Origin of the sequence: Candidatus Methanodesulfokora washburnensis (genome assembly GCF_003947435.1) — an archaeon.
GTDB classification, from domain to species: domain Archaea; phylum Korarchaeota; class Korarchaeia; order Korarchaeales; family Korarchaeaceae; genus Methanodesulfokora; species Methanodesulfokora washburnensis.
Genome location: NZ_RCOS01000139.1, coordinates 1 through 12,353, shown reverse-complemented (window position 1 = coordinate 12,353; position 12,353 = coordinate 1). Strand labels below are relative to the sequence as shown.

The following is a 12,353-nucleotide window of genomic DNA, read 5'->3' as shown; positions in this document are numbered from 1 at the left end:
CTCCAGAAAGACTTGATTTACTGTATTCATCCTAGGACGAGCTACAGTAGGGATATAAGGATAGTGAGGATCAAGCTTATGGCCACTGCAGGCACTAAGTACTTGTACACCCCGGAATACCTCGCCTTATAATACTCCAACGTTAGAACAAGGCATAGATGAACTGGAGAGAGCATAACTCCGAGATAGCCACCAGTATAGCTTACCAGCAGAAAGATATCCTTTATATTAGAGGAAGTTCCTATTATCTCGCTCAGCAATGGGAATGTCATGCCAGTGAAAACATATTCTCCAGCAGTCGATATCCCTACCATGAAGTTTATTAGAAAGCAAAGTGGGAGGGCTGGTATGCTTCTTGATACCATGAAGTTGTATAGAGCTAGAGCAGCGTTACTATCGTACACATACCGGATAAACATGTTTACAGCGATTACCACAGTCAGTATCTTGAAGGAAAGAGCGAACTTTAGCCCCTCCTTTACCTCTCTTTTCGAGGGTCTAGCATGTACGGTTACTATTAATGCGGATATAAGGAGAGATAAATATATGGGGAACCCAATCACGAACGTGAGGATCACTAAGATCAAGAAGGGCCAGAAATTCACCAAAGCTCTGTAGCTAACCTTATCTCTCTCAAATGAGCTGTTAAATTTACTGATCCTTGGGAAAAAGAGGAGAAGACCAGCAATCCATGAAGCTATAGCAGCGGGATATGTGGCCTTTATTATCCTAACTATCGATGTGTTAAGGATCACAGAGGCCATTATTATCCATTGAGCGATGGGCCATATCGGCATAACTACATGCCTGAACCAATAATTTACGAAGGTAGCGAAGTTACTATCTAGCCTCTGCCTCTCCATATAGTGCTCCTTCATCATCATTGCTGAGACTAGCGCACCTCCCGGCACTGGGATGAGACCTATTAGTATTGGGATGAATATGGAGGCGAACTTGGGGCCCAAGCTGATAGCAAAATTCGTGATTCTGTCGAGTATTCCGCTTATCTTCATCATATACGAAAGGAAAAAAGCAGACGAGAAAGCCACTAGAAGGGAGAGAGTGCCCATCGAGAATATGCCCTTGAAAGTTGATTCAAAAAAAGAGATTCCAAGCGTTAGGACTCCAAATAATATTGCTGAGGCCAAGACAGCTACATGAATCTCCTGTTTTATCATAAGAAGCCCCATTAGCAGAGCTATGGATATAGCGAAGCTAAGAACGGGATCTACCAAGGGAGTGCACCCTTTTTCTTTATATATTCGATGATACCTCCGTTTAGAATTATATCTAGTATCTCCTTTGGAAAGGGTGTAAACCTTTCTTCTATTTTTCTTGATAAATTAATTACTGTACTTTGGGTAAAATCTATTTCGATGAGGTCTCCATTGACTGTTACATCAGGGATAAGATGAGCTGTTAGGACAGGAAGACCTATGTTTATACAATTTCTATAAAAGATTCTTCCAAAAGATTTAGCTATGATTGCAGATATGCCGATCATCTTAAGAAGGAGCGGTGCATGCTCTCTACTCGAGCCTATTCCAAAGTTTTTCCCGGCTACTATTATATCCCCTTTTTTGACAGACCTATAAAAAGAGGGAATTACTCCCTCAAAGACATGTGGGAGCATATCTTCTAGTGAGAGAGATTCGAATCTGTATTTCCCAGATATTATATGGTCAGTACTTATATCATCCCCTAAAATCCATGCATTTCCTCTTATTATCATGTAACACCCTCCAAGTAAGTTCTAGGGTCAGTTATTTTTCCGTTAATAGCTGTAGCTGCAGCAGTAGCTGGAGAGGCAAGATATACCTTGCTGTCTTTATGTCCCATTCTTCCAGGGAAATTCCTATTACTTGTAGACACCACAGTTTCTCCCTCAGCCAGAAGACCCATATGTGCCCCAGGACATGGACCGCAGGTGGAAAAAGCGACATAACAACCAGCATTTACGAGGATATTCACAATCCCTTCTGCGAGTAGTGTCCTATATACCTTCATAGAGGCAGGAATTGCTATACATCTTGTTTTAACCTTTCTTCCTCTTAATATTCTGGCTGCAGTAAGGAAATCCTCATACCTCCCGTTTGTACAACTTCCTATAAAGACAACATCGGTTTCAATACCTTCTAATTCACTTACAGCTTTTATATTGTCTATTTTGGGCGGAATTGAAACGAGAGGTTCTATTCTACTTAGTTCAATCTCGGCCTCATCTTCATAGTTAGCTTTAGGATCAGGATAGAACTCATCCACTTTCACTCCAATGCTTTTATACCATTCTAGAGAAATATGATCTACTGGGAACAAGGCAGCCTTCGCACCCATCTCAGTAGACATGTTAGATATGGTCAATCGGGAATCCATTGATATATTTTTTAAGCCTTCTCCAGAAAATTCTATAGATTTATAGTTAAAACCATTAACACCATAAATGCTGATTATATATAATATTACATCCTTACCCATTACTGCTTTTGGTAGGATTCCTGTAAACTTTATTAGCATGACCTCAGGAACCTTAAGCCATATTTTTCCTGTGGCTATCGCTATCGAGGCATCAGTACTTCCAACTCCTGTAGCAAAAGCTCCAAGGGCTCCTAGAGTTGTAGTATGGCTATCCGCCCCTATAACTACGTTTCTTGGCTCAACAAGTCCTGATTCTGCTATAACCTGATGGCATATTCCCTCACCTACATCGAAAAGCTTTAAGCCAAACTTTGATGCAAAAGCTCTCATATGCTTGTGTATAGTCGCGGCAACAACAGTAGAAGGGGGAGATACGTGGTCTATAACAAGAATTACCTTTTTGTTATCAAAAACTCTTCCTAATGTAGGTACTTCTTCTATATTTTTTATTATTAGAGGCGCTGTTCCATCATGCATATAAACAAGATCAACAGGAGCAACAACAATGTCTCCTGGTGAAACATCTCTTCCCACTTTAGATGACAGGATTTTCTCGGTCATTGATTTATCCATTATATTAATTTCCCTCCCTTCAGATACTTTCTGAGTTTTTCTTCGCTTAATGTTGCTCCTAAGCCTGGATCATCGCTTATCTTAAATGTACCCTTAGAAAATTCTAATGTATTGCTGATAATATCATCACTCATCTTATCAAATGGTCCTCCAACCTCATTTACATGTTCCACTGTACTAGGACTAGAAGACGCTATAACGTGAAGCTCTGCTAATGCAGAGATTCCCATGTCAAATCCATGTCCAATGGTGCACTTAATATTATATGCCTTACATATATCTATCATCTTTTTAATGTTAGTTATGCCTCCCTGCTTCATAACTTTTAACTTAACATAATCTGCAGCTTCCTTCTTTATTATATCTAAAAGAGAGTAGATATCACTTATGCTTTCATCTACTAAGATAGGAATCTCCGTTTTCTTTCTTATTTCCACAAGATAATCTATACACCGCCTTGGAGCAGGTTGCTCAATCCATTTCAATTCATAACGTTCTATCTTCTTTAATAGATCTATAGGAATAAATGCTTCATTAGCATCAGCCCTTAGTTCAACGTTATAACCTATAGCTTCTCTTATTCTAGCTATTCTCTCTATGTCCTCAGGAGAATTGCTTATTTTTACCTTAATTGCTTTATAACCCTCTTCAAGCTTCTCTACAGCTTTTTTAGCCGCGATTTCCGGAGGGTTTTGTCCCACCCACCCAACTACAGGAATCTCCCTTCTATACAATCCACCAATTATCTTATATAGTGGTTCCTTGATCATCTTTCCTATTAAGTCATATAGAGCTATCTCTACCGCCGCTTTTGTCTCTAAATGTAGAGGATCCGGAAATATTTTATTAATTTCCTCCATTATAGAATATATATTAAATGGTGATTCATTAATCAATAATGGACAAATGTATGTATTAATCACTAAACAGATTTCCTCTGCCGTCTCAGATGAGTACCTAGGTATGGGATCTACCTGTCCCACACCTACTGTTCCATCGTTGGCTTCCAGAATCACAACTACGCTCTTGTGGTGAGAGACTTCTCCATGAGAGGTTCTGTAGGATCCCTTTAAAGGTAGCTGCAAAAGCAGTGCTTCACATTTATGTATATTGACATTTATATTCATTCCTTATTCACCACCTTTCAACACTATAACCTTGGATGGATCAAATACAAGCACTACTCTTGTGCTCTCCTCTATATCGATATCAGCGGGTGCATGGACTCTTAGCTCCGCACCATTTACCTCCACAATGTATATAAAAGAGTCTCCTGTAAAAGATCTTGATTTAATTCTTCCTTCAAAGGCATTACGCTTTTCTGCTGGACCTGGATAAGGACATATATCTATGTCACTAGCTCTTATATACATAACCACCTCTTCATTCGGTTTTACATCAATGTATGGAGGATCGCAGACAAGCTTTCCTAACTGTGTTTCTATTTCAATATAACTATTCATAAATTTGACTACCTTACCACGTATTTTATTAGATACTCCGACAAACTCAGCAGTGAATGTGTTCTTTGGTTTTTTGTAAATATCCAAGGAGGGTCCTATTTCAAGTATTCGGCCGTTTCTCATAACAGCAATCCTATCTGCTACTGTTAATGCTTCTAGTTGGTCATGAGTTACATATACTGCAGTTATTTTTAAGTTTTTTACAAGAATTCTAATATCTATTTTAAGTTTTTCTGCCAGTTTTGCATCTAAATTGCTCATAGGTTCATCAAATAAGATCACCTTAGGTTGCATGACCAGCGCTCTACCCAATGAAATTCTTTGTTGCTGTCCTCCACTTAGCTGATGAGGATACCTATTTTCGAGTCCTTGGAGATTAACAAGTTCGATTACCTCCTTTACACGTCTTTCTATCTCATCTTTCGGTATCTTCCTAAGTTTTAATGGATAAGCTATATTCTCAAATACAGTCATGTGAGGCCATACAGCGAATATCTGGAAGACCATTCCGATACCTCTTTTATCTGGGGGTACAAAGATGCCTTTATCGGAATCGAAAACTATATCACCATCCATAATTATTCTTCCCCTATCCGGCCTCTCTAACCCGGCAATGCAACGAAGAAGGGTTGTTTTTCCGCAACCGCTTGGTCCAATTATAGCAATGATTTCATGTTTATTTACATTCAAGTTCACATTGTCCAAAGCTACCGTTTCTCCAAATCTTTTTATTAGATTATGACACTCTATCATATATTCCATTTTCTCTCCTCCCTCTTTGATAAATATACCCCTATAAATCTAACTGATAAAATTAGTATTATCTCCATACATGCAAATGCATAAACCAACCTCACATCGCCCAGCTCCCACAAGGAGTATATAGCCGCAGTCCATACCATGTTTTTTGATGTTGCTAGAAGGATCGATAGCGGAAGTTCCCTAACAAAATATATAAACAGGAAAGTATATGTAGAAATAAAGGATGGAATCATAAGTTTTATAAGTATATCTTTTATGGTTTGGAACTGGGATGCTCCAGAGATTCTGGCGGCATCCTCTAGCCCTTGGTGTACCTGTTTCATTACCGGTGAAAAAGCTCTTGTTCCATGTCCAATAAACCTAATCAGCATACCGAGCATTATAGAGAAAATACTTACATAGATAAATGTCGGTAAGATATATAAGAAATATAAAAATATTCCAAGAGCAATAACAATACTTGGTATGCTGAGCGGGAACATACTTAGAGTATCTAACAAATTTTTTGCTTTATATGCAGTTCTATTTACTATATATGAAATTAAAAAGGTGAACACTAATAAAATAAACGATCCTAGTGTAGCAATTATTATCGAGTTTTTAATTGCAGTTATGGCTAGCGGTTTCGAAAGAAGTCTAACATAATTGTCAAGAGCGATATCTTCTAGCCTAGAAGGGAATCCATACACTTTTGACAGCGACATAGGGACCATGCCTATTATGGGAAGTATTGATGAAATAACTATATAAATGAGAACTATAGATAAAAATAGATATTTTATTTTACCGAATTTCATTACGCCTTTTCTGAATCCTCTAAGGCCAACGGTAGTCCACTGTTTTTTCCCAATAATGGATTGAGCTATTCTGTATAAAATAATATTTATTATCATTACTACTATAGCTAATGCTGCAGCTACGTTATAATTTGGAGGCCATGTTAATGTTAATTCGTATATCCTCAGCGAGGCTATTGGAATTGCAGCACGGGCTGCCAAAATTAGAGGTATTCCAAGTTCTTCCATACACCATACGAAAGCTAATAGATATGCAGAGATCATAGTAGGTACTGCTAAACCGAAGGTTATCTTCCATATAGTAACCCTTTTACTAGCACCAGATATTATGGATGCTTCCTCCAGTGAGCTGTCAAACTGTTCAAAGAATGGTTTTATTACTATATAAGCTAGTGGCATGCATGCAAAAGTAGTAACTAAGATTAATCCTGTAAAAGAATAGATCGTTAGCAAAGTTTTACCTATTAAAATATTAGTTAATATATTTATAATTCCTATATAAGGATCTAATAAAGTCGTCCAAGATAGTGCATAGAGAAACGGCGAGATCGCCACAGGAACTAGGAGGAGCGGTTCTAATTTTCCTACTAGTGGCGTATCCGTCTTAACAATAATCCATGCTGTGAACGTGGCGATTAAGGTACCAAATAAAGCTGATAGAGAAGCTATTACTAATGAATTCAAAATAGATTTTATATTTGTGGAATCCTGAAGAAGCTTTGTATATGGTTCAAACGTAAGAGAAATATTGCTTAATTTTCCTAATGATGCATTCGATAAACTATATAAAAACAATATCACAATAGGAGGCAGAACCATCAGCATAACTATAAATAATATTATATTTGGGAAAAAAGAAGAAGAGGGGAGCTTTCCCTTGCGCATACGAAGGACACCTCAACCTCTAACCCCAAAGATTTCTGCCCATTCCTTTAATATAATTTCTGTTGGTATACTATAATATTTAGTATAGTTCTGAGGAATGATATTTATTTTATCAATTGGTTTCATGCCTGGCAGAGATAAGCCTGGATACGCAGGATCCCCTCCTTTGGTTTTAACAAGCATTTCTGCACCTTTCTTTGATAATAACCAATTAACAAATGTTTTAGCTGCTTCTTTATTAGGTGCCTCTTTTGAAATCGCTGCGCATACAGGCGTCAAAATGGTACCTTCTTCTGGGTATATGAAAGCAATAGGCTTATCCGTTTCGCTGAAAAGATGCCCTAATGCACCTATTAAAACGACTATTTTTCCGCTTGCCAGATCATCAACAGCTACTGTAGACTTTGATTCCCATGCCGGTTTGAGTTTAGCTATCTCTTTCCAGAAGTCTACTCCATAATATTCTTTCATAAAGAAGAATAGCTCAATACTAACGGTGTATCGAGGATCAGCCATTCCAATTCTTCCCTGCCACTTTTCTATAAACTCAGGTTTCAGTAAATCTTTATATGATTTAATAGTATTTGGATCTATATATTTAGTATTAATGCCTATCCCCTGAACCAAAAATCTGTAGGGGTAGTAATACCCAGGTTTTGCGTACGAAGAGAAGAACTTGTATTGCATAAGATCTTTAGCGTTAGGCGGTTCATAGTACAGCAGAAATCCCTCCTTAAGAGCATTCTCCAGTGCTATAGTTTGGGCCACTATTACATCAGCTATATGTTTACCTGCTCTTTCCTCTGATAAAAACTTCTCAGATATTTTTCCTGCTGACTCTACATAGAGGGTATAATCCTTAAGCTGTGGATACTCTTTTTTAAATTCTTCCAATATAGCCCTCCATGATTCTTCCACCCCCTGAGCATACACTGTTAGGTGCCATTCTGCTGCCGCAGGAGCTGCTGGTGCCGCAGGAGCTGCTGGTGCCGCAGGAGCTGCTGGTTTCTGCATCACTATCGCTGCTGCCGCAACTGCCAATACGATTACTACGGCCACAACGCCCCAAATTATTCTTGATACACCTTTCATACAAATTCACCTTCTCAATATTTCCTTCTCGATAACAGATTTAATTCTTTCGACTTGCTCTACGGATGTTCCAATGTATTTCTCCATATTAAGCAACTCTCTTAACTCATTTTCAGTGAAATATTTTCTTATATCGGCATTTGCAAGAACAGCTTCTTCAAACGTCTTATTAGCATTTATAGCATCCTGAACAATATCATATATAATTTTATGAGCAGTGACTTTCTTTCCAGTCCTCTTAGCCAATTCAAGCATTAAGGGTTCGGCTGCCATGAAACCGCGGGAGATATACAAGTTCTTTCTCATATTCTCTTCAAATACCTGTAAGCCTTCAATTATTCTGGTCACAGATTTTACTTGAGCATGAACTAGTGTAAAAGCTAATGGTAGCACTAGAAACTCCGGTGCCATTCTAGTGGCATCTCTCTCATGTTGCATAGTTATGCTATTCATTGATACAGGTAAAACTCTGACTATCTTTGCAATACCTTCCAACCACTCACTGGGCTCTGGATTTCTTTTCTGGGGCATAGTACTACTCCCATGCACACCTTTAGTCCATGGCTCGAAAACTTCCTTGACTTCTTCGGCTGATAAATCCCTTATTTCTAAACCCATTCTTCCTATAAGGCTTGATATTAAGGATAGGTTAGTGACTATCTCACTAAATTTATCTATTCTCTGGTGCTGGCCTATATATACCGGCTTTAAACCTAAATACTTGGCTACAAGTTCATGCATCTTGAAAACCTTGTCCTTATCGCCGTTAAATACCTGAACAAATGATGCCATGGTATCCACAGCACCGGATAAATGCAAGTAAGTTATCCTTTCATACGTATCTTGTAACCTCTTTATATGGTCTTTAAGCTCATCTGCCCAAAATGCCAGCTTCAACCCGAACGTTATGGGTACAGCATGTTGTGAATGGGTACGTCCTGGCATTACAGTGTATTTATATTTTTCAGCTTTATCAATTAATATTTCTATGAGCTTCTTAAGATCTTTAATCATTACGTCTAATGCTTCCTTAGATAATAAGATTAGAGATGTGTCTAGTATATCCTGCGTCGTCGGTCCCAAGTGAATGTACTCACCATAATCTCCGAGCTCATCGGCTGCTGTGTACATCATCGACACAAGCAAGTGTCTAGCCTTACCCTTAGTTTCAGCAATTTTTTTAGGATCCAATCCCCTCTGTGAGAGAGCTTCTATTGCATCAGCTGCCTCTTTTGGTACTACACCCAGCTCTGCTTGGGCTTTTGCTAATGCTGCTTCTATTATAAGAAATTTTTTTATAAAGTTCTGTTCGTCGAAAATTCTTAACATGTCCTCCGTGGTGTACGAACCTTTAAGAAGTTCTCCGAAGGGAAGATACATTCACATCCCCCCTAGCAAGGGGGGGGATTTATTTAAAAAAATTTCCTAGGAAAAATGGAAAAATGGAAAAAAAATAATTTGCCTCAAAAAGCAAAAAAATTCTTCATTAAAACAAATCTTAGTATATTTAAATTTGTGCTTTTCGAGTTTCATAAAGAATTCTTAAATTAATCATAAGATAAGATTTTTAAAGGAGAAAGAATCAATAAGTAAGATGGAGATAGCTGTCCTGACATTTCTTCTGATTATAGCTGCCTTTTTCCTGATAACAGTGGGTATGCTGCTCCTCTTTCTGCATAGCTTGAGAGAGGGAGGAAGGGTAGAAGGAGGAGGAGTCCTTGTAATAGGTCCGTTTCCGATAGTTTTTGGCACAAACCAGAGGATAGCAAGAGATCTTATGGTAATAACCCTGATATTCATGGTAGCAGTCGTGCTTCTGTTCCTCTTCATGCTGAGGTGGTGAGATGAGAGAGATAGGCTTTATAATGATATTCCTAGGAGTTCTCCTTTTCCTCGTAGCGGCAACGCTTTCCATATTATCGCTCGCAAAGGGAGTTGAGATAAGCGGAGGGGGCTGCGTAATCATACTCTTCTTCCCCATATGCTTTGGCTATGGAAAGGCATCTTCTTTGCTTATCCTTGCATCTATAATCCTAGCGATAGTGCTTATGGCCTTCAGCTACCTCATCTTCAGGACTATTTCCAGGTATCCAGAAGAACAGAGATCAATGCCCTAATATTTCAACATAAGATGCTCTCAACATTTCTAACCTCTTTTTCCCTGAGCTCAAATGTCCCATCCGCACATCTTATCCTGAAGACAAGATAGCCATTATCCTCGCAGGCTGTCAGCGCACTAACCTCCCTGAATCTCTCTATTTCATCCAATCTTGCTGATCTCAGCTTGAGCTCGCTGGACACTACATCTATAACTTCATCTACAGCTCTTCTGACGTTACTTCTTCCAGGAAGCATCCTTCTCATCTTAACAAGCTTGAGAAAGACTTCCTTTAAATTTTCAGCTTTCTCCAATACCTCTCTATCTGAGATAGGGAAATTCTCAGCTCTTCCTCTTAGGGAGAACTTGTACCTTATCAGGTGTCTTACTGAGTGATAGAGATGTGAAACCGATCTCAGATAGGATCCTTGGAGGTACTTCTCTATTGCTAATCCCAGGGCAACCACAGCCGATCTTCTCAGGACTTTCCTCGTGATATCAGTTATTTTAACCTCTTTGGGGATAGACCGGTAGGTGCCATCATCGTAGAGGACTATTCCCCTTCTAAGCATGAAGCTGAGCGGATGCCCTCTCTTGAAGACAGCTTTTACGCTCTCCTCAGTGAGAACAGTGGCATCAATCCTGCTTTTATCTATATAGAACTCAAGATAGCCTCTTGAAGGCCTATCAGCTATTACAAGTAGATCCACATCGCTCACGCCGGGAACAAAGTCATCAGCTCTGCATGCAGACCCAAACAAGATGATGGATTTGACCTTTATACCCTCTTTTTCCACCTCTCTTCTGGTAAGATGGCATATCTTGTCAAGCTTTGCTTCATCCATCTTGCTGTTGTGATACACATGCTTAAAAATTAGAGAGGAAGAATTGCTTCTTGCTTCTAACAACTCTCACACAATAATGCACCCTGTTACCAGAATTATTGATTTCATACATGTGCGATTAGTTATCCGCCTCAAGCATCCTTCAACAACGATTTCCAGAGGTTCTCTGCAGCACCTCTGACATCTATTCTTCCAGACAGCTTTTCCACTATCGGCCTGACGTTCTTCCACTCCTCCTCGTTCAATGGATCAACTCCAGTCTTCTTCACTATTGTCCTGATGAGCTCTTTTATATTTTCCCCTCCTGCCCCGGTCTTGGGCACAATAAGCCATATATGGTAGAACAGCGTCGTCTTGAATGCTCTGGGTATCTCAGCTATGAACTCCAGCAGGATGCCATCAGCCATCTCCGCTCCGGAGATATAGTTGACTTTCTTAAGCATTGCATGAAAAACTCCAGTCGGAAGGAAGAAAGCAAGAGCTAAGCTCTTAGCAAGTTGACCAGCGGATACTGTCACACCCTTGGAACTTCCTACTCTCTCCAGAGCCTTCTTGGCCTCATCTCTGTCAAGTTCCCTGAAATCAACGCTCATTTTTCCCAGAATTTTCACAAGATGTTTCCTGGCAACCAGGCCTAGGCTAAAGGTCTTGGAGCTCTATCCATAAACCTCTTGCTGAAATACAACATGAAGGGCTCTGATTCCATATGCATCATAAAATGTCTAATTTATAAAGATTTGCTTTCTATAATCCTGTAGGAAAACATCTGGAAGGATAGCCCTTAAGTTATTAACGCTCATCTTTCTACCCTCTTAGTATTTCTCCTTCTTCCTAACAAAACTGAAAAAGAAGCAAAGAGATGGTGGAACTTGATACAAGATGACCTGAGGAAGGCGAAATGCAAGTCAGGATGGGGAGGATACAGCTTGAAGGGAACGTGATAGGTTCAAAAAGGTTGGCAGCTAGCTCGTCCTGTTGTTCGATCCGGATCTTAAACTGGAGTCAAGAGCATGGGGGAAGCACTTCATCATCTCCATTTGGAAAGATATCACTCGCAGTTCTCCTCGGGAGCTTCTCAGCTTTCTTCTTAAAATCCTGTAAAGAATAGTAAATTACTCTATAGCTAATTCAATTAGATTAAATCTTTTTATTTCTAGTTTCCTATTTTTTCTTAATGCAAAGGACAATTGGCAGATTTCAGGTCATGGCGCTGCTTCAAGCAGCCAGATACTATCTTTTGAAAGGGGATTTGGAGAAGGCAAAATCCTTTGGGCTTAACAGAGCAATATTTTATGCCTGGGCCAAGAGATCGGGAAAGCCTGTGTTTCAGAGAAAAAGGACAGCAGGAGCGTCAGCTCCATCTATACCATCCAGAGCGAGGGAGATAGAGGCCTTGGGGAATGAGAACGCATACGTGAACGAT

At 39.3% G+C, this 12,353-nt stretch carries 12 protein-coding genes and 1 pseudogene; 3 read left to right on the top strand and 10 right to left on the bottom strand.

All coding sequences use genetic code 11. The features are described from left to right. Nucleotides 1-41: 41 nt before the first annotated feature. The 8 genes from D6D85_RS12150 to purB are packed head-to-tail and all read right to left on the bottom strand — an operon-like array spanning nt 42 to nt 9,367. Nucleotides 42-1,235, bottom strand: coding sequence for a DUF401 family protein (locus tag D6D85_RS12150; RefSeq protein ID WP_125672310.1), 1,194 nt, complete (start codon nt 1,233-1,235; stop codon nt 42-44). Next, nucleotides 1,229-1,729, bottom strand: coding sequence for a LeuD/DmdB family oxidoreductase small subunit (locus D6D85_RS12145; protein ID WP_161969857.1), 501 nt, complete (start codon nt 1,727-1,729; stop codon nt 1,229-1,231). The genes D6D85_RS12150 and D6D85_RS12145 overlap by 7 nt, the downstream gene beginning before the upstream one ends. Further along, nucleotides 1,729-2,988, bottom strand: a complete 1,260-nt coding sequence (locus D6D85_RS12140) for a 3-isopropylmalate dehydratase large subunit (RefSeq protein ID WP_125672308.1) — start codon at nt 2,986-2,988, stop codon at nt 1,729-1,731. The genes D6D85_RS12145 and D6D85_RS12140 overlap by 1 nt, the downstream gene beginning before the upstream one ends. Then, nucleotides 2,988-4,115: a mandelate racemase/muconate lactonizing enzyme family protein gene (locus D6D85_RS12135; RefSeq protein WP_125672307.1), complete on the bottom strand. Its 1,128-nt coding sequence runs from the start codon at nt 4,113-4,115 to the stop codon at nt 2,988-2,990. The genes D6D85_RS12140 and D6D85_RS12135 overlap by 1 nt, the downstream gene beginning before the upstream one ends. Before the next feature lie 3 nt (nt 4,116-4,118). Next, entirely contained in the window at nt 4,119-5,213 is a 1,095-nt protein-coding gene (locus D6D85_RS12130; protein ID WP_125672306.1) for an ABC transporter ATP-binding protein, read from the bottom strand. Next, a complete protein-coding gene (locus D6D85_RS12125) occupies nt 5,201-6,895 on the bottom strand; it encodes an ABC transporter permease (protein WP_125672305.1) in 1,695 nt (564 codons plus the stop codon). Before D6D85_RS12125 ends, D6D85_RS12130 begins: the two co-directional genes overlap by 13 nt. 12 nt (nt 6,896-6,907) lie before the next feature. Then, nucleotides 6,908-7,987 (bottom strand): extracellular solute-binding protein, encoded by a 1,080-nt coding sequence (locus tag D6D85_RS12120; RefSeq protein WP_125672304.1) that lies wholly within the window; start codon nt 7,985-7,987, stop codon nt 6,908-6,910. A 6-nt stretch (nt 7,988-7,993) separates the two neighbouring features. After that, a complete protein-coding gene (purB, locus tag D6D85_RS12115) occupies nt 7,994-9,367 on the bottom strand; it encodes an adenylosuccinate lyase (RefSeq protein ID WP_125672303.1) in 1,374 nt (457 codons plus the stop codon). A 214-nt stretch (nt 9,368-9,581) separates the two neighbouring features. Here purB and D6D85_RS12110 point away from each other — a divergent pair, with 214 nt between their 5' ends. Both D6D85_RS12110 and D6D85_RS12105 read left to right on the top strand, forming a co-directional pair. Continuing rightward, nucleotides 9,582-9,830 carry a TIGR00304 family membrane protein gene (locus tag D6D85_RS12110; RefSeq protein ID WP_125672302.1) on the top strand — a complete coding sequence of 83 codons (249 nt, stop codon included), beginning with the start codon at nt 9,582-9,584 and terminating at the stop codon, nt 9,828-9,830. Nucleotide 9,831: 1 nt separating this feature from the next. After that, on the top strand, nt 9,832-10,104 hold the full coding sequence (locus D6D85_RS12105) for a hypothetical protein (RefSeq protein WP_125672301.1): 273 nt from the start codon (nt 9,832-9,834) through the stop codon (nt 10,102-10,104). Between the two features lie 4 nt (nt 10,105-10,108). Here the strand turns inward: D6D85_RS12105 and D6D85_RS12100 are convergent, their stop codons facing one another. Continuing rightward, entirely contained in the window at nt 10,109-10,930 is an 822-nt protein-coding gene (locus D6D85_RS12100) for a nucleotidyltransferase domain-containing protein (RefSeq protein ID WP_125672300.1), read from the bottom strand. Between the two features lie 131 nt (nt 10,931-11,061). After that, nucleotides 11,062-11,541, bottom strand: a complete 480-nt coding sequence (locus tag D6D85_RS12095) for a hypothetical protein (protein ID WP_125672299.1) — start codon at nt 11,539-11,541, stop codon at nt 11,062-11,064. A 563-nt stretch (nt 11,542-12,104) separates the two neighbouring features. Here D6D85_RS12095 and D6D85_RS16720 point away from each other — a divergent pair. Continuing rightward, nucleotides 12,105-12,353, top strand: a pseudogene (locus tag D6D85_RS16720) (hypothetical protein); the annotation flags it as partial.